The sequence below is a fragment of the Bradyrhizobium sp. CIAT3101 genome (assembly GCF_029714945.1).
In the GTDB taxonomy this organism is placed as follows: Bacteria; Pseudomonadota; Alphaproteobacteria; order Rhizobiales; family Xanthobacteraceae; genus Bradyrhizobium.
In genome coordinates this window covers 9,035,630-9,052,309 of the sequence record NZ_CP121634.1, presented here as the reverse complement: position 1 = coordinate 9,052,309, position 16,680 = coordinate 9,035,630, and the positions used below count along the sequence as shown (strand labels likewise).

Here is a 16,680-nt window from a genome sequence, read left to right as displayed (position 1 = left end):
GACATGGCGATCGACGCCCACCAGCATTTCTGGGATCCCGCGCGCGCCGACTATCCCTGGATGGAGGTGCCTGAGCTCACGCCGATCCGCCGCGCCTTCGGGCCCGCCGATCTCGCGCCGCTCCTGAAGGCGAACGGTATCGATGCAAGCATCGTGGTGCAATGCCGCTCGTCGCTCGCGGAGACCGAGGAATTCCTGGCCGTCGCACATGCGACGCCCTCCGTCATCGGTGTCGTCGGCTGGGCCGATCTGACCGATGCCGCGCTTGGCGACACGCTTGATCGGCTACGCGGCCTGCCGGGCGGCGCAAAACTGGTCGGCATCCGCCACCAGGTCCACGACGAGGCCGATCCCGACTGGCTGCTGCGCGCCGATGTCCAGCGCGGACTGGCGGCCGTATTCGCCCGCGATCTCACTTACGATCTTCTGGTCCGCACCCGCGAACTCGCCGCCGCGATCGCGACTGCAAAAGCCTTTCCGCAAGGCCGCTTCGTGCTCGACCACGCCGCAAAACCGCCGATCGCCGATGGCGGCAGCGCCGAATGGTCCGACCGTATCGCGGCGCTTGCGGCCTGCGACAACGTCTGGTGCAAGGTCTCGGGCCTCGCGACGGAAGCCAAGTGGGATGATTGGAACGCGGAGCGGCTGTTTCCGTACGTCCAGCACGTCGCGAACTGCTTTGGCGAGGATCGCCTGATCTTCGGCTCGGACTGGCCGGTGTGCCTGCTCGCGGGCAGCTACGGCGAGATCAAGGGCGCGCTGGAGGCGTGCCTGGCGAAGCTGGGGCCGCAAGTGCGCGAGAAGGCGTTCGGGGTGAATGCGAAGCGGGCGTATCGGCTGGCGTGATGATGTGATCGGCGCAAACGCGCGCCTAATCACAGCTGTCGTCCCGGCGAAGGCCGGGACCCATAACCCCAGGGAGGAGTTTGGCGAAGATCAGTCGTTCGGTACTCGCAGCGCCCGCAATCCGATAGATCACGCGGTATGGGTCCCGGCCTTCGCCGGGACGACACCGGTGTTTGAGGCGGCGCTTATCGCCCTCACGCCCCCGCGGGCACCTGATCCAGAAATCCCGTGATGCTCTTGATCCGCCCGTCCTTCAGCACGGCGAAATCGGTCCCCTTGATCGGGCTGTCGACACCTTCAGGTCCAAGCCCCCACGAGAAGCGGACATGGTCGCCGTAGCCGTTGGGCTCGCCGAGCAGACTGAACTTGAAGTCCGGAAAGCGCTGTTGCACGCCTGAGATCAGCGCATCGATACCGTCCCGGCCGTCCCCCTTCATCAGCGGATCGACATAGCTCGCATCCGCCGTCCAGTTCTCGCTGAGCAGTTCGCGGCGGCGATCTTGTGCGCGCTCGTTCCAGAGATCGATGTAGCGGCGGGCGATGGTGACGTGGTCGGTCATGAGACTCTCCTTCGATGGCGCCGTGTGGTTCGGCTGACCCGACTATCGAAGGTTCGCGCGCAGGGATCGATTACCTCGGAGATCATGTATCCGCAAAAAGGAGCGCGATGATGGTCTCATCGCGCTCCTGTCGCAGGTTGGTTCCGCGCGAATTTACTTCGCAGCGGTCACCATGATCTCGACGGTGTATTGCGGCGCCGCCAGCTTGGCTTCGACGGTGGCACGGGCCGGGGTGTTGCCGGGCGACACCCAGCCGTCCCACACGGCGTTCATTTCCTGGAACGTCTTCATGTCGGTGATGTAGATCGTGGCCGACAGCAGCTTCGACTTGTCGGTGCCGGCCTTGGCGAGGTGGCCGTCGATGGTCTTCAGGATGTCCTGGGTCTGCTTGGTCACGCTTTCGCCGGCCGCGTTGTTGGCGACGACACCGGCGAGATAAACGGTGTTGCCGTGCACGACGACCTGGCTCATGCGCGGGCCGGTTTCAAAACGCTGAATGCTCATAAGGGGATCTCCTGTTGGGAATGGCGGCCCTGTCTAGCGCAGCACCCCGCGCTGTGCCACCCCGGGCACGCATGCGTTGCCGCCAATGCATGCGCCACGAGTAACGCATGCGCTCGTTCAACGAAACCGGCTGAAGAAAGCCCAAATCGTCTCGGCGCCGTCGATGTCGGCATTCTGCGGCCCGAGCAGGCCGGTTGCAACCTTCGGGAAGCGGGCATCCGGCGCAAATCCGGGCATGCGATGTCCGCCATTGTTGATGCGATAAAGCAGGACGTCGTGCCCTGCAGGGCAGCGTGATGTGATCCGCGTGACGCTGGATTGATCGTCGGGCGCCTTACCGGGGAGATCAGTCACGCTGGCGTCGTCGCTCTCGCAGCCATTGAGCTCGCGCCAGAATGCCACGGTCTTCTCGGTGGACCAGAAGCCGTCTGCGGCAAAATAGCTCGACCCGCGTCCGCCCTCGTAGGGGATCAGCGGGTCGGCCGTGCCGTTCATGATCAGCATCGGCAGCGGCCGCGACGGATGGCAGGTGACGGCGGTCTCCTCGGTGAGGTTCATGATCACGCTGGCACCGGCCACAAACAGATCGGCGCGCGCGCAGACCAGCGTCATCACCATGGCGCCGCCATTGGAAACGCCGGTGACATAGACGCGTTTGGCATCGGCCGTGCCGTCGGCCACCAGCTTCTCGACGAGCTTTGTGATGAACGCGATGTCATCGGTGCCCGGCGGTGGACCACGCAGTTCAGGCCCCGCCTTCGTCCGCGCATCGGCCCAGGCATGGTTGAGGCCGTCGGGAAACACCACAGCTAGCCCCTCGCGTTTGGCGACCTGCGGCCACGCCGTCCGCGTGACCATGTCGGCGCCGCGCTGGGTCTTGCCATGCAGCACGATCACGAGCGGCGCCGGCTTCTTCGCAGGCAACTGTACGGTGTAGGAGCGCATCGTGCCGTTGACATCGATCGTCTCGGCGGACGCCGCCGGCGCTGCGGTGAGTGCCGCAACAAACACCCCGACGCGCATCCACCACTTCATGATTTACCCCACCGCTTTTGCCGCGGCGCGGCCGGCATTGCGGCCCGAGAACAGGCAGCCGCCGAGGAATGTGCCCTCGAGCGAGCGATAGCCGTGCACGCCGCCGCCGCCGAAGCCGGCGGCTTCGCCGACCGCATAGAGGCCGGGGATGACGCTGCCCTCGGCGCCGAACACGCGCGAGTCGAGATCGGTCTCGAAGCCGCCCAGTGTCTTGCGGGTGAGGATGTTGAGCTTGACCGCGATCAGCGGTCCCTTCTCCGGATCGAGAATGCGATGCGGCGACGCCGTGCGGATCAGCTTGTCGCCGATGTAACGCCGCGCATTGTGGATGTTCATCACCTGCGCGTCCTTGACGTAGGGATTGGCGATCTCGCGGTCGCGCGCCTCGATCTGCATCCTGATCTCGTCGAGCTTGAGCAAATCATTTCCGGCGAGCTTGTTCATGGCGGCGACGAGGTCCTCGATCTTGTCGCGCACGATGAAGTCGACACCATGGCTTTTGAACGCCTCCACCGGCGCCGGCGCGCCCTTGTTGGTGGCGCGGCGCAAGGTCATGCGCCAGCTTTTGCCCGTGAGATCGGGGTTCTGCTCCGAGCCCGACAGCGCGAACTCCTTCTTGATGATGGCCTGCGTCAGGATGAACCAGGAATAATCATAGCCGGTCGACATGATGTATTTGAGCTGGCCGAGCGTGTCGGAGCCCGGAAACAGCGGCGCCGGCAGCCGCGTGCCGGTGGCGTCGAACCACATCGAGGAGGGGCCCGGCAGGATGCGGATGCCGTGGCGTGGCCAGATCGGTGACCAGTTCTGGATGCCCTCGACATAATGCCACATGCGGTCGCGGTTGATCAGCCGCGCGCCCGTCTTTTCGGTGATGCCGATCATGCGGCCGTCGACATGCTCGGGGACGCCCGAGATCATGAATTTCGGCGGCGCGCCGAGCCGCTCCGGCCAGTTCGCCCGCACCAGATCATGGTTGCCGCCGATGCCGCCGGACGCCACGATCACGGCCTGCGCCTTCAGCGCAAACTCGCCGACGACATCGCGCGACGAGCTCTTGCCGCGCGCGACGTTATCAGGCGCGAGGATCGCGCCGCTGACGCCGTCCACCGTGCCGTTGGTGACCGAGAGCGCATCGACGCGATGGCGGAATTTGAAGATCAGCCGGCCGCTCCCGGCGGCTTCGCGCGCGCGGCGCTCGAACGGCTCGACGATGCCGGGCCCGGTGCCCCAGGTGACGTGAAAGCGCGGCACCGAATTGCCGTGGCCCATCGCGTCGTAGCCGCCGCGCTCGGCCCAGCCGACCACGGGGAAGATGCGATGCCCCATCGCGCGCAGCCAGTCGCGCTTCTCGCCGGCCGCGAACGCCACATAGGCCTCGGCCCATTGGCGCGGCCAATAATCCTCGTCGCGGTCGAAGCCGGCGGTGCCGAGCCAGTCCTGCATCGCCAGCTCGAAGGAGTCCTTGATGCCGAGCCAGCGCTGCTCCGGCGAATCAACCAGAAACAATCCGCCGAACGACCAGAACGCCTGGCCGCCGAGCGACTGCTCGCCCTCCTGGTCGACGACGATCACACGCTTGCCGGCATCCGCAATCTCGGTCGCGGCGACCAGTCCCGATAGTCCTCCGCCGACGACAATCACGTCAGCCTGCTCGGTCGAATGCCCGGCCATGAGTTCCCCCCTGTAGTTGCCCGGAATTGAAGCCAGTTGCGGTAACTGAGATCAAGGGCGTGGCGCGTAAGACACCGTTAACTTGTTCCACTTTGGGATGAAGGCCGGCCGAGTGCAGCGCGGACGCAACACTGGATTTGAATTTGTTTTGAGCGAGCCGGCCTGCCTAGACAAAACCACGGAGTCGACCGACGCTAGGCGCGCATCACCACCTGACACGCAGATTCGAAAACGACCGGGGCGGGGGATAATGAAGTTTCTGACGGGGTTGCTTGCGACGGTTTGCCTGATCGCTTGCATGGGGGCGTCTCACGCAGTGGTTCGAATCGCGGATGACCGCGGCGGCCGGATCGGAACCTACGTCGACAAGTACCAGGATCTGCGCCAGTCCGGTGATACCGTCATCATCGACGGCCTCTGCGCCTCCGCCTGCACCATCGTCCTCGGTGCCATCCCGCACGACCGCATCTGCGTCACCTCGCACGCGACGCTCGGCTTCCACGCCGCCTGGGATTTCGGCACCAACGGTCGCGCCGTGACCAATGCCGAAGCGACCCAGATGCTCTATGCGATGTATCCCTCGCAGGTGAAGCGCTGGATCACGCAGCGCGGCGGCCTCACGCCGCACATGCTGTTCCTGAAGGGCAGGCAGCTCCAGGCCATGTACAAGCCCTGCTATCTGGACGCGCAGGCCTCGACCAACAAGCCGTCGCGCGCGCCCCTCCCGCAAGCGGACCAGCTCGAATCCGCCCGGGGCCAGCTCCTGCACTGACATTCCCGGCCTGAGGGATCGTTCTGGCCCGCCGCGGCGCCTTGCCCGCAGGCGGGCCAAAGCTTATCTGAGAGCCTGGGAACCGGGGCCTTCGCCCCGATAGTTGTGATGGCTCAACCAAAGCACACGGCCCATCCGCTAGAGGACAATTCGCCCAATGCCGGCCGCGCGGCCTCCGTGCTGCTATTGGCCGGTGCAGGGCTCGGCGGTCTGGTCGTCATCGGCGCGCTCGCGCTCTGGTTCCATTACGGCTCCCAGGTGTTCTTCGAAATGATCAGGACCGGCCTTGCCGCCTGCTTCTGATCCGCGACAGGAAGTTTTCCGCTAATGAGCTCCTCTGCCCGTCCGCTGGTGATCGCAACCGCCTTCGCCTCGAGCCTTGTCGTCGGCCTGCTGGTGCTGTTCTGGGCCATGGGCGGGGTCAGCAAGGTGGCGCAGCCGGCCGCGATCGGCGGCCCGTTCCAGCTCACCGACCAGGCCGGCAAGGCCTTCACCGACAAGGACCTCAAGGGCAAGCCGACCCTGATCTTCTTCGGCTATACCCATTGCCCCGACGTCTGCCCGACCTCGCTGTTCGAGATCTCGGAAGTGCTGCGCGCGATGGGCAAGGATGCCGACAAGGTCAACGCCGTCTTCATCTCGGTCGATCCCGAGCGCGACACGCCGGCGATCATGAAGGACTATCTCGCCAGCTTCGATCCGCATCTCGAGGGCCTCAGCGGCGATCCCGCCGAGACCGCCAAGGTGATCACCTCCTACCGGGTCTATGCCAAGAAGGTCCCGACCAAGGACGGCGACTACACCATGGACCACACCGCGCTGATCTATCTGATGGACCGCGACGGCCGTTTCGTCTCGCCGTTCAACCTGAAGCGGACCCCGGAAGAGGCCGCGACCGAGCTGAAGCGGTACCTCTGAGGTCCCGGGTTAACTGCAATCGGCGCTCGCGTTCCCGGCCGGATGGTCTATAAGGCCTTCCGATCCCAATGAAATTCATTCATTTCCGGCCGATGGCTCCATCGCAACAGGCGAAATCGTCCAAATCTGCCCGCGGCTTGCTGGCCGGGCTGGGCCTCGCCGTGTGCCTGCTCGCGGGCCTGCCCGGCGCACGTGCCCAAGCGCCGGCGAAGCAGCCGCCGGCTGCGCCGCAAGCCACGACCCAAGCTACGCCTCAAGCTGCGCCTCAAGCCGCCCCCCAGGCCGTGCCCGGCTTCTGGGACCCGCGGCGGCGCCCGGAGCGGCCCGATCTGTCGCGCCTGACCGTGATCCGCTTCCTGACCGAGACCGACTACCCGCCGTTCAACTACACCGGTGCCGACGGCAATCCGGCCGGCTTCAACGTCGATCTCGCGCGCAGCCTGTGCGAGGAGATCAAGGTCACCTGCACGGTGCAGATGCGCCGCTTCGAGACGCTGGTCGATGCGCTCACCTCGAACCGGGGCGATGCGATCATTGCGTCCATGGCGGTGAGCCCGCAGCTTCGCGCGCGCGTCGATTTCACCGATCCCTATTACCGCGTGCCGGCGCGCTTCGCCTCGCGCAAGGATGCGGTGATGCCGGAGATCCGGCCCGAATATCTCGAGGGCAAGAAGGTCGGCGTCATCGCGGGCTCCGCGCATGAGGCCTATCTCAAGGCGATGTTCACCGACGCCGAGCTGCACGGCTATCCCAACGACGACAGCTTGCGCAATGCGCTCCGCAAGGGCGAGGTCGATTTCATCTTCGGCGACGCCATCTCGCTGGCGTTCTGGATCAACGGCACCGATTCCGGCGATTGCTGTGCCTTCTCCGGCGGCCCCTTCGTCGAGAGCCGCTTCTTCGGCGAAGGCATCGGCATCGCCGTGCGCAAGGGCAACGACGTGCTGCGCCAGGCCCTGAACTGGGCCCTGTTCCGCGTCTGGGAAAAAGGCCGCTACACGGATCTGTGGCTACGGTATTTCTCGGTGAGCCCGTTTTGATCTTCGCCTCTCCCCGCGTGCGGGGAGAGGCCGGATTGCATCGAAGATGCAATCCGGGTGAGGGGGACTCTCCGCGAGTCCAGCTCTCACCGTGATCGCGGAAGCAGCCCCTCACCCCAACCCTCTCCCCGTAAGAACGGGGCGAGGGAGTAAGAGCGGCGGTAGCCGCACCAACTTTTGCATTCCGCGCAAAAATCGCTATTTTCCGCGGCCCGGAGGCCCTTTGATGTCCGTTATCGACCCGAACATGACCCCGAGCGATCTTCGTGCGCTCGCCGAACAATCCAACGCCTGGCCGTTCGAGCAGGCGAAGGCCATTGTCGCGCGGCTGAAGAAAAGCCCGAAGGACGAGGTGCTGTTCGAGACCGGCTATGGTCCGTCCGGCCTGCCGCATATCGGCACGTTCGGCGAGGTCGCGCGCACCTCGATGGTGCGCCATGCCTTTCGGGTGCTCACCGAGGACAAGATCAAGACGCGCCTGCTCGCCTTCTCCGACGACATGGACGGCTTCCGCAAGGTGCCGGACAACGTGCCGAACAAGGATCTGCTGGCGCAATATCTGGGGCGGCCGCTCACCGCGGTGCCTGACCCGTTCTCGAACGAGCATCCCTCGTTCGGTGACGCCAACAACGCGCGCCTGCGCGCGTTCCTGGATCATTTCGGCTTCGACTACGAGTTCGCGAGCTCGACCGTCTATTACAAGTCCGGCCGCTTCGATGCGACGCTGCTCAAGATGCTCGCGGCCTACGACAAGGTGATGGAGATCATCCTGCCGACGCTTGGCCCGGATCGCCGCGCCACCTATTCGCCGTTCCTCCCGATCAGCAAGACCACGGGCGTGGTGCTGCAGGTACCGATGATCCGCCGCGACGTCGCCGCCGGCACGGTGACCTATGTCGATCCCGATACCAGCGAGGAGGTTGAGACGCCCGTCACCGGCGGCAACGTCAAGTGTCAGTGGAAGGCCGACTGGGCGATGCGCTGGGTCGCGCTCGGCGTCGACTACGAAATGGCGGGCAAGGACCTGATCGATTCCGTGAAGCTCTCCGGCGCCATCGCCAGGGCGCTCGGCGGCACGCCGCCCGAAGGTTTCAACTACGAGCTCTTCCTCGACGAGAAGGGCCAGAAGATCTCGAAGTCGAAGGGCAACGGCCTGACCATCGACGAATGGCTGCGCTACGCCTCGCCGGAATCGCTGTCGTTGTTCATGTACCGCGAGCCGAAGGCGGCGAAGCGGCTGTTTTTCGACGTCATCCCGCGCCAGGTCGACGACTATCAGCAATTCACTGATGGCTTCGCGAAGCAGGATGGCAAGCAGCAACTCGGCAATCCGGTCTGGCACATCCATCATGGCCGTCCGCCGCAGGGCGATATGCCCGTGACGTTCCAGCTTCTGCTGACGCTGGTGTCGTCGTCGAACGCGGAAAACGCCGAGACGCTGTGGGGCTTCATCGGCCGCTATCGCCCCGGCGTGAGCCCGCAGACGCATCCGAAGCTGGATGCGATGGTCGGCTACGCCATCAATTATTATCGCGATTTCGTCGCGCCGACGAAGCAGTTCCGCGTGCCGACAGATACGGAGCGCGCCGCGCTGCAGGATTTGCGCGAAGCGCTGTCGCAGCTTCCGGCAGAAGCATCGGCCGAAGACATCCAGAACGTCGTCTACGAGATCGGCCGCCGCGAGCCGTTTCTCGACCAGGTCAAGAAGGGCAAGGACGGCCGTCCGGGCGTGACGCTCGACTGGTTCAACATGCTCTACCAGGTGCTGCTCGGCCAGGAGAAGGGCCCGCGCTTCGGCTCGTTCGTCGCGGTGTACGGCGTGCAGAACGCGGTCAACATGATTGACGGCGCGCTGGCAAGGAGTGCGTGAGGGGCGGTGTTGCGTCGCACTCCGCTGTCGTCCCGGCGAAGGCCGGGACCCATACCGCGTGATCTATCGATGGCCGGCGGTCGTCGTACCGAAGTGCAACTTCGACCCCTCCGCCAAACTTCTCCCTGTGGTTATGGGTCCCGGCCTTCGCCGGGACGACACTGGTGGTGTGGCGGCCGCTCAACGCCCCTCACTGGCTCGCCCAAACGATCCTTGCGATCCAGGCAACATCACCCGCCGCCATCGCGTGCTCGTCTTGGGTTACATCGAGTGGCTGCAAGTCTAGCCCCTTTGCCGTGCGGCGCTTCAGCGTCGCGAGCATCAATTCGCCCGCCTTCGTCTTCACCACCACGCGATCGCCCTTGCGGATCGGAGCGCCGGGCGAGACCAGGATGACGTCGCCGTCGCGATAGGCGGGCGTGAGCGCATCGCCTGAAATCTCCAGTGCGAAGGCGTGGCTGTCCTCGGCGGCCGGCAATGCGATCTCGCTCCAGCCCTTGCCGGATGGAAAGCCGGATTCGTCGAACGCGCCGTTCGCGCCGGCCTGCGTGATGCCAAGCAGCGGCACGGTGCGGCCGTCGCCGGAATCGTCGCCGATCAGCCTGGCGAAAATGTCGATCGTGGACTCCGCGGCCGCCAGTGCCTTCGCGATCGATTCGGTCGAGGGCCAGCGCTCGCGGCCGTCGGAGGTGACGCGCTTGGACTTGTTGAAGGTGGTGGGGTCGAGCCCGGCCCGCTTGGCAAGGCCGGACGACGACAGCCCGGCGCGCGCGGCCAGGCGATCCAGCGCGCCCCAGATCTGGTCGTGGGTCAGCATCCTCTGCGCTTTGGCCTGTTTGACCATGGAAGGTCCAGCCCGTCGCAACTCAGGAAAACTGTCCTCAAATCAACCGGTTTTCCGTTTTTCGCGCAAGGGGCGATAGGCAAGCCTTGAGTTCGGAAGGGGCGACCTTTACGGTCGCGCCGGGTTTCGGGACTCGGCCTGAGGCGAAAAACCCCAACAGACTCAACGAGCTGACTCACAGCAATGACAGGGCTCCGGTAAGCGGTGGTCAAGATCTACAAAATCTGTCCGGCCTCGGCCTGGCGCGAGGCGGAACGGCACGGCGTGTACAGCGGCAGCGCGGATGACGCGCGCGACGGATTCATCCACTTCTCGACCGCCGCCCAGGTTCCGGAGACCTTGCGCAAGCATTATTTCGGCCAGCGCGCGCTGTTCCTAGTCGAGGTCGACGGCGACGCGCTCGGAGCCGAATTGCGCTGGGAGCGTTCGCGCAACGACGAGCTGTTTCCGCATCTCTATGGGGAACTCGATCTCGGCGCGGTGCTCTCGGTGATCAATCTCAACATGCGCTCCGATGGCGGCCACGATACCCCGGAGCTTGCCCCGTGATCCGCGCTTTCGATGCTTTCTCGCTGCCGGTGTTGCGCTGGCTCGATCCGGAAGATGCGCACCGCCTGGCGATCCAGGGCCTGCGCTTTCTGCCGCCGGTGAAGCCGCGCAACGACGATCCAAAACTCGCGGTGCGCGCGTTCGGGCTCAACTTTCCCAACCCGATCGGCATGGCCGCAGGCTTCGACAAGAGCGCGGAAGTGCCGGATGCATTGCTGCGGCTCGGTTTCGGCTTCGTCGAGATCGGCTCGGTGACGCCGAAGCCGCAAGGAGGCAATCCGCGGCCGCGGCTGTTTCGGCTGGAGCGTGACGAAGCCGTCATCAACCGCATGGGTTTCAACAATGACGGTGCCGAGGTCGCGCTGCGCCGGCTCGCTGCGCGCGCGGCGAACGGCGGCATCGTCGGCGTCAATGTCGGTGCCAACAAGGATTCGCCGGATCGCGTCGCGGACTACGTCAAGCTGATCGAGACCTTTGCGCCGGTCGCGAGCTATTTCACTGTGAACGTTTCCTCGCCGAACACGCCGGGCCTGCGCAATCTCCAGGAAGGCGCGCTGCTCGACGATCTGCTCGGACGCGTCATCGATGCGCGCGAGCGTGTCAGGCAGAAGGCCGGCGATACGCCGGTGCTGCTGAAGATCGCGCCTGATCTCAGTCTCGCCCAGCTCGACGACGTCGTGCAGGTCGCGCGCTCGCGCAAGGTCGACGGCATGATCGTGTCGAACACGACGATTGCGCGGCCGAGCACGCTGCGCGAGGAAATGCGGTCGAAGGAGCAGGGCGGCCTGTCGGGCCGGCCGCTGTTCCGCCTGTCGACGCGCATGGTCGCGGAGACCTATGTCCGCGTCGAGGGCGCCTTCCCGCTGATCGGCGTCGGCGGCGTCGATTCCGGCGGTGCGGCGCTGACGAAGATCCGCGCCGGTGCGAGCCTGATCCAGCTTTATTCGTCGCTGGTCTACAAGGGCCTCGGCCTCGTCGACGAGATCAAGCGCGACCTCACCTCGACGCTGTTGCGCACGGGGCGGGATTCGCTGTCCGAGATCGTCGGTGCCGATGCGGCGACGCTCACGGCGGAAGACTGGCCGGGGATGTGAGTTCTTCGCCTCTCCCCGCGTGCGGGGAGAGGCCGGAATTTGCGTGAGCAAATTCCGGGTGAGGGGGACTCTCCGCGAATCCAACTCTCACCGTCCTTGCGGAGACTCCCCCTCATCCCGACCTTCTCCCCGCAAGCGGGGCGAGGGAGAAGAACAGGCTCAATCCGGGCTACGCCTTCGGAAACGTCGCCCGATACAGCGCCGGATACCGCGCCCCCTGCAATCCGCCGCGTGCCACGTAAAACGCAATCAGCGCACACCACAGCCCGGTGTTTCCGAACGACTGCAGCGCCAGCCAGATGGCGAAGAAGATCGCGAGCGAGGCCAGCATCAGGTTGCGCATCTCGCGCGCCCAGGTGGCACCGACATAGATGCCATCGAAACCGAAGGCGAACACGCCGGGGACCGGCGCCAGCACGATGAACGGCAGGAACTCGCGCGCCGCGCGGCGAACATCCTCGCTTGCCGTCATGAAGTTGATTAGGTTCGGCCCGAACAGCGCGAACAGCACCGCGACGACGATCGCGAAGCCGAGGCCCCACAGCAGCACCAGCCGGGTCGAATCCGCAAATCCCTTGGCATCGCGGGCGCCAAAGGTGCGGCCGCAGAGCTGCTGGGCGGCGTTGGCGAGACCGTCGAGGAAGAAGGCGCTGACCAGCAGGAAATTGTTGAGCACGGAGTTCGCCGCCAGCGTGACGTCGCCGGCGCGCGCGCCCTTGGCGGTGAAGAACAGGAACACGGTAATCAGCGCCGCGGTGCGGATCATGATGTCGGAATTGACCGCCAGCAGCCGCATCAGCTTTTCGCGATCGAACAGAGTCGCGCGAGGAACGGCAAAGCCGCCATGGGCATGGTGCCGGCAGACGATGACGCCGAGCACGAAGCCGATGCCCTCCGACAGCAGTGCGGCGATCGCCGCACCGGCAATGCCGGTGTCGTAGACCAGCACCAGCAGGATCGTCGCGGCCATGTTGATGAGGTTGATGACGACCTGCAGCAGCAGCGCCGGATTGGCGCGAGCCTGTCCGACCAGCCAGCCGAGAATGACGTAGTTGGCGAACGCGAACGGCGACGACCAGATCCGGATCATGAAATAGGTCTTTGCCGCGTGCGTCACGCCCGCGCTGCCGCCCATCAAATCGAACAGCGCACCGGCCAGCGGCAATTGCAGCGCGATCAGTGCGCCGCCGATCAGGCCGGCGACGATGAAGCCGCGCACCAGGATCACGGTCTGCTCGCGCGTCTCGCCCGCGCCGAGCGCCTGCGCGGTGAAGGCGAGCGTGCTCATGCGCAGGAAGCCGAACAGCCAGAACAGGCAGTCGAAGATGACGGAGGCCATCGCGACGCCGCCGAGCAGGGCGGCATCGTCGAGCCGGCCGATCGCAGTGGTCGAGACCACGCCGATCAGCGGCGTCGTCAGGTTCGCGACCATCGCTGGACCGGCGATGGCGAAGACCTGGCGGCTGCCGACCTTGGGGTGAACGGGGGCGTGCATCAGCTGCGTCTACCCGACCAACCGCCCAATTGCACCATCGCGGCCGGCATGGCGTGCTTGCGCCGGCCGCGCATTTCAAAGGACCTTAGCGGCGCGGCGAGCCGAAGATGCGCGACAACAGCCAGATCGGGATCACGATGACGGCGCCGAGCAGGAAGTAGCGCCACAGCCAGTTCACCGCATCGAAACCGAGATCCCAGATGCGCTGGAATAGCAGGCGAATGCTGATGAGGATGTTCCAGGGATCGAAGCCGATCGCGGCCAGCACGACGCCGACCAGGATCGAGAGCAGCACCAGGCGAAACGCGACCGCCAGCGGCGAGCCGCCGAGAAAGCGGTGCAGGCCATCGCTGTGGCCGGCCGGCAAATCTCTGACGTCGTGGGCCATCTCAAACTCCTTGGGCGGATTCGCCCGGATTATAGGTCACGGCGGGGGACATGGGGAACCCGTAAGGTTGCGTCAATCGGCTTACAGGATATTAATTTGGGCAAGCGCGTGCCGCGGGCTGGCTGCAACCTCTCCCGCAAGCGGGAGAGGGGGCGCACTTGCCATGCCTCACGCCTCAACCTCCGCCGCCTCCGCTTTCAGCATTTTTTCCAGCGTTTCCAGCCGGTCGGCCTCCCGCGGCGGCTTGTCCCAGCGCAGGCGGCTGATGCGGGGAAAGCGCATCGCGACGCCGGATTTGTGCCGCGGCGAGCGTTGCAGCCCCTCGAACGCCACCTCCAGCACCAGCCCCTTGTCGCCCTCGTGCACGACGTGGCGGACGGGGCCGAACTTTTCGGTGGTGTTGCGACGGACGAAGCGGTCGATCTGCAACAGCTCCTCGTCGGTGAAGCCGAAATAGGCTTTGCCGACCGGCACCAGCTCCTCGCCGCTCTCGGTCTCGGTCCAGACGCCAAACGTGTAGTCGGAATAATAGGACGAGCGCTTGCCGTGGCCACGCTGCGCATACATCAGCACGGCATCGATGATGTGCGGGTCCCGCTTCCACTTCCACCACTGCCCCTTCGGCCGGCCCGGCAGATAGGGCGCATCGCGCCGCTTCAGCATCACGCCTTCGACGGCGTCGGCATCCTCGCCCGCGCCGGCACTCGCGGGATCGGCCCGCGCGGCGGTCAGAGCCTCCCAGCTCGCGAAGGGGACAGTCGGCGAGAGGTCGATGCGGGGATCGCCAAGCTTTGAGATGAAGGTTTCGAGCCGCTCGCGTCGCTCGGCGAACGGCAGTTCGCGAAAATCGTTCTCGTCGTCGCCGAGCAGATCATAGGCGCGCAGGTGGATCGGAAATTCCTTGATCAGTTTTGGCGAGACGGCCTTGCGGTTGAGCCGCTGCTGCAGGACGTTGAAACTCTGCACGCGGCCTTCGCGCAGGATCAGAAGCTCGCCGTCGATCGCGCCCGGCAGGCGCAGTGACGGAACGAGGTCCTGAAAACTTCCGGTGATATCCTCGCCGGTGCGCGAATAAAGCCGCGCCGTGATTTGCCCGCGGTCGTCGCGGCCGGCGACCGCCTGCACGCGGATGCCATCCCACTTCCATTCAGCGATGTAGTCGGCGGGATCGAGGTTTTGGAAATCGCTGTCCTCGATCGCATGCGCCAGCATGACGGGGCGGAACGGCGCAGGATCGCGATTGACCGGCTTCTCGGCGCGGCCTTCCAGCCAGGCGAACAGGTCGAGATAGGGCGGCGTGAGGCCCGGCCAGATCAGCTCGACCTCGTGCGGATCCTTGTCGCCGAGCGCTGCCGCAGCCGTCTTCGCCAGCCGCGCGGAGATGCCGATGCGAAGCGCGCCAGTGACGAGTTTCAGCAGCGCCCAACGGCCGGTCTCGTCGAGCTCGTCGAGCCAGCGTTCGAGTTGCTTCGGCAGTTCGCTCTTGCCGAGCGTGCGCAGCGTGGTGACGACTTCGGTGAGGGTTGGGGGAGGCGGGTTGTTGTGGTTGCTTGGGTGGGCGGACTCATTGGCATCTCGCCCGCGGTACCCCTCTCCCTGACCCTCCCCCGCAAGGGGGGAGGGAACGGAGAGAGCGGTGTGTCCCTCACTCTGGGAATCGCTAGTGGCTATTGCGCTCGCTGACAGCGACGCGCTCCGCTGCGCTCCCTCCCCCCTTGCGGGGGAGGGTGGGGGAGAGGGGTGGCCCGGAAAAGATTCAGCGTTGTTTGCGCCGCGACGCGGCCACATCAGCGCCACCGTCTCCGAGAGATCACCGACATAGTCGTAACTCAACCCGAACAGCACCTCATCGGTGCGCGACGCAATCAAGTCGCGGATCAGCGCCGGCTTGGCGTGCTTGAAGCTCAGAGCGCCGGTGAGCGCGGCCAGCGCGTAGCCGCGGTCGGGATCGCCGACCTCGCGAAAATAGCCGGTAAGCAGCCGCAGCTTGTTGTTGCGGCCGGGCTCATAGGCGAGGCGGTCCAAGAGTTCGGCGAAGCGGTTCATGCCTCGGCCTCGCCGTGAGCCGGCGGCTCGCTCTCCTCTTCCTCGCCATAACCGACGAGATCGAGCGGTTGCGCCCGCAGGCCTTTCGTCTTGCACCAATGCACCAGCGCGTCTTCCTGGCCGTGGGTGACCCAGATCTCGCCGGCGCCGGTGGCGGCGATGGTCGCGGTGAGGCCGTCCCAATCGGCGTGATCGGAGATCACCAGCGGCAATTCGACGCCACCCTGCCGCGCGCGGGCGCGCACGCGCATCCAGCCCGAGGCGAAGGCGGTGACGGGATCGGGGAAGCGCCGGGCCCAGATATCTGATGTCGCCGACGGCGGTGCCAGCGTGATGGTGCCGGCGAGTGCCGCCTTCTTCATGCCCATCGCCGGCCTGAGCTCGCCGAGCGCGATGCCGCGGCTCTGATAGTATTCGGTGATCTTCTCCATCGCGCCGTGCAGGTAGATCGGCGCGTCATAGCCGGCGAGGCGCAGCAGCGCGATCACGCGCTGCGCCTTGCCGAGCGAGTAGGCGCCGACGAGATGCGCGCGCTCCGGAAACAGCGCGACGGAGGCGAGCAGCTTCTTCACCTCGAGAGCGGCATCGCCGTGGCGAAACACCGGCAGACCGAATGTGGCCTCGGTGATGAAGACATCGCAGGGCACCAGCTCGAACGGTACGCAGGTCGGGTCGGGTGCATCCTTGTAATCGCCGGAGGCGACGATGCAGGTGTCCTTGCAGGTGACGGCAATCTGCGCCGAGCCCAGCACATGGCCGGCGGGATGAAACTTGACCTTGACGTCGCCGAACCGGATCTCCTCGCCATAGCTGATGACTTGCGTCGCGCCGGCAAAATTCTCGCCGTAGCGCAGCCGCATCATGTCCAGGGTTTCCTGCGTCGCGAGCACCGCGCCATGGCCGGCGCGGGCATGGTCGGAATGGCCGTGGGTGATCACGGCGCGCTCGACCGGGCGGACGGGGTCGATGTGGAAGCCGCCGGGCTTGCAGCACAGGCCGTCAGCAGTTGGCAGCAGGATGTCTTGCGGGCGCATGCCCTGCTATA

17 protein-coding genes are annotated in these 16,680 nt (G+C 65.5%); 8 read left to right on the top strand and 9 right to left on the bottom strand.

Annotated elements, in window-relative coordinates:
- Positions 1-3: 3 nt before the first annotated feature.
- Positions 4-846, top strand: a complete 843-nt coding sequence (locus tag QA645_RS41895) for an amidohydrolase family protein (protein ID WP_283046955.1) — start codon at positions 4-6, stop codon at positions 844-846.
- 194 nt (positions 847-1,040) lie between these two features.
- Here the strand turns inward: QA645_RS41895 and QA645_RS41890 are convergent, their stop codons facing one another.
- The 4 genes from QA645_RS41890 to QA645_RS41875 form a co-directional block, all read right to left on the bottom strand.
- On the bottom strand, positions 1,041-1,406 hold the full coding sequence (locus QA645_RS41890; RefSeq protein ID WP_283046953.1) for a nuclear transport factor 2 family protein: 366 nt from the start codon (positions 1,404-1,406) through the stop codon (positions 1,041-1,043).
- Between the two features lie 153 nt (positions 1,407-1,559).
- Complete coding sequence (locus QA645_RS41885; protein WP_148774597.1) at positions 1,560-1,910, bottom strand: RidA family protein; 351 nt, start codon at positions 1,908-1,910, stop codon at positions 1,560-1,562.
- 117 nt (positions 1,911-2,027) lie between these two features.
- Complete coding sequence (locus tag QA645_RS41880) at positions 2,028-2,945, bottom strand: PHB depolymerase family esterase (protein ID WP_283046951.1); 918 nt, start codon at positions 2,943-2,945, stop codon at positions 2,028-2,030.
- Positions 2,946-2,948: 3 nt separating this feature from the next.
- Positions 2,949-4,619, bottom strand: coding sequence for an FAD-binding dehydrogenase (locus tag QA645_RS41875; RefSeq protein ID WP_283046950.1), 1,671 nt, complete (start codon positions 4,617-4,619; stop codon positions 2,949-2,951).
- Between the two features lie 250 nt (positions 4,620-4,869).
- Between QA645_RS41875 and QA645_RS41870 the strand changes: the two genes are divergently transcribed.
- From QA645_RS41870 to QA645_RS41850, 5 genes are all read left to right on the top strand, one after another.
- Entirely contained in the window at positions 4,870-5,391 is a 522-nt protein-coding gene (locus QA645_RS41870; protein ID WP_283046948.1) for a hypothetical protein, read from the top strand.
- Between the two features lie 108 nt (positions 5,392-5,499).
- Positions 5,500-5,694, top strand: a complete 195-nt coding sequence (locus QA645_RS41865; RefSeq protein ID WP_283046946.1) for a hypothetical protein — start codon at positions 5,500-5,502, stop codon at positions 5,692-5,694.
- Positions 5,695-5,718: 24 nt separating this feature from the next.
- Entirely contained in the window at positions 5,719-6,309 is a 591-nt protein-coding gene (locus tag QA645_RS41860) for an SCO family protein (protein ID WP_283046944.1), read from the top strand.
- 92 nt (positions 6,310-6,401) lie between these two features.
- On the top strand, positions 6,402-7,349 hold the full coding sequence (locus QA645_RS41855) for a transporter substrate-binding domain-containing protein (protein ID WP_283053603.1): 948 nt from the start codon (positions 6,402-6,404) through the stop codon (positions 7,347-7,349).
- Positions 7,350-7,575: 226 nt separating this feature from the next.
- The gene (locus tag QA645_RS41850; RefSeq protein ID WP_283046943.1) at positions 7,576-9,219 is read left to right on the top strand and encodes a lysine--tRNA ligase; all 1,644 of its coding nucleotides are present in this window, start codon (positions 7,576-7,578) and stop codon (positions 9,217-9,219) included.
- Between the two features lie 190 nt (positions 9,220-9,409).
- Here the strand turns inward: QA645_RS41850 and QA645_RS41845 are convergent, their stop codons facing one another.
- Positions 9,410-10,063, bottom strand: a complete 654-nt coding sequence (locus QA645_RS41845) for a helix-turn-helix transcriptional regulator (protein WP_283046941.1) — start codon at positions 10,061-10,063, stop codon at positions 9,410-9,412.
- Positions 10,064-10,267: 204 nt separating this feature from the next.
- Between QA645_RS41845 and QA645_RS41840 the strand changes: the two genes are divergently transcribed.
- Positions 10,268-10,612 (top strand): DUF952 domain-containing protein, encoded by a 345-nt coding sequence (locus tag QA645_RS41840; RefSeq protein WP_254195933.1) that lies wholly within the window; start codon positions 10,268-10,270, stop codon positions 10,610-10,612.
- The gene (locus QA645_RS41835; protein WP_254195932.1) at positions 10,609-11,706 is read left to right on the top strand and encodes a quinone-dependent dihydroorotate dehydrogenase; all 1,098 of its coding nucleotides are present in this window, start codon (positions 10,609-10,611) and stop codon (positions 11,704-11,706) included. The genes QA645_RS41840 and QA645_RS41835 overlap by 4 nt, the downstream gene beginning before the upstream one ends.
- Positions 11,707-11,875: 169 nt before the next feature.
- On the opposite strand, the gene QA645_RS41830 is transcribed toward QA645_RS41835, so the two are convergent.
- The 4 genes from QA645_RS41830 to QA645_RS41815 form a co-directional block, all read right to left on the bottom strand.
- Positions 11,876-13,201 carry an MATE family efflux transporter gene (locus tag QA645_RS41830; protein ID WP_283046937.1) on the bottom strand — a complete coding sequence of 442 codons (1,326 nt, stop codon included), beginning with the start codon at positions 13,199-13,201 and terminating at the stop codon, positions 11,876-11,878.
- Positions 13,202-13,286: 85 nt separating this feature from the next.
- On the bottom strand, positions 13,287-13,589 hold the full coding sequence (locus QA645_RS41825; protein ID WP_254134902.1) for a DUF6460 domain-containing protein: 303 nt from the start codon (positions 13,587-13,589) through the stop codon (positions 13,287-13,289).
- A gap of 168 nt (positions 13,590-13,757) precedes the next feature.
- On the bottom strand, positions 13,758-15,635 hold the full coding sequence (locus QA645_RS41820) for an ATP-dependent DNA ligase (protein ID WP_283046932.1): 1,878 nt from the start codon (positions 15,633-15,635) through the stop codon (positions 13,758-13,760).
- Positions 15,632-16,669 carry a ligase-associated DNA damage response exonuclease gene (locus tag QA645_RS41815; RefSeq protein WP_283046930.1) on the bottom strand — a complete coding sequence of 346 codons (1,038 nt, stop codon included), beginning with the start codon at positions 16,667-16,669 and terminating at the stop codon, positions 15,632-15,634. The genes QA645_RS41820 and QA645_RS41815 overlap by 4 nt, the downstream gene beginning before the upstream one ends.
- Positions 16,670-16,680: the final 11 nt, after the last annotated feature.

Bases quoted from the DNA above. Each gene is read 5' to 3' on its own strand.
- QA645_RS41895 (WP_283046955.1), top strand. From the start codon at position 4: ATGGCGATCGACGCCCACCAGCATTTCTGGGATCCCGCGCGCGCCGAC.
- QA645_RS41890 (WP_283046953.1), bottom strand. From the start codon at position 1,406: ATGACCGACCACGTCACCATCGCCCGCCGCTACATCGATCTCTGGAAC.
- QA645_RS41885 (WP_148774597.1), bottom strand. From the start codon at position 1,910: ATGAGCATTCAGCGTTTTGAAACCGGCCCGCGCATGAGCCAGGTCGTC.
- QA645_RS41880 (WP_283046951.1), bottom strand. From the start codon at position 2,945: ATGAAGTGGTGGATGCGCGTCGGGGTGTTTGTTGCGGCACTCACCGCA.
- QA645_RS41875 (WP_283046950.1), bottom strand. From the start codon at position 4,619: ATGGCCGGGCATTCGACCGAGCAGGCTGACGTGATTGTCGTCGGCGGA.
- QA645_RS41870 (WP_283046948.1), top strand. From the start codon at position 4,870: ATGAAGTTTCTGACGGGGTTGCTTGCGACGGTTTGCCTGATCGCTTGC.
- QA645_RS41865 (WP_283046946.1), top strand. From the start codon at position 5,500: ATGGCTCAACCAAAGCACACGGCCCATCCGCTAGAGGACAATTCGCCC.
- QA645_RS41860 (WP_283046944.1), top strand. From the start codon at position 5,719: ATGAGCTCCTCTGCCCGTCCGCTGGTGATCGCAACCGCCTTCGCCTCG.
- QA645_RS41855 (WP_283053603.1), top strand. From the start codon at position 6,402: ATGGCTCCATCGCAACAGGCGAAATCGTCCAAATCTGCCCGCGGCTTG.
- QA645_RS41850 (WP_283046943.1), top strand. From the start codon at position 7,576: ATGTCCGTTATCGACCCGAACATGACCCCGAGCGATCTTCGTGCGCTC.
- QA645_RS41845 (WP_283046941.1), bottom strand. From the start codon at position 10,063: ATGGTCAAACAGGCCAAAGCGCAGAGGATGCTGACCCACGACCAGATC.
- QA645_RS41830 (WP_283046937.1), bottom strand. From the start codon at position 13,201: ATGCACGCCCCCGTTCACCCCAAGGTCGGCAGCCGCCAGGTCTTCGCC.
- QA645_RS41825 (WP_254134902.1), bottom strand. From the start codon at position 13,589: ATGGCCCACGACGTCAGAGATTTGCCGGCCGGCCACAGCGATGGCCTG.
- QA645_RS41820 (WP_283046932.1), bottom strand. From the start codon at position 15,635: ATGAACCGCTTCGCCGAACTCTTGGACCGCCTCGCCTATGAGCCCGGC.
- QA645_RS41815 (WP_283046930.1), bottom strand. From the start codon at position 16,669: ATGCGCCCGCAAGACATCCTGCTGCCAACTGCTGACGGCCTGTGCTGC.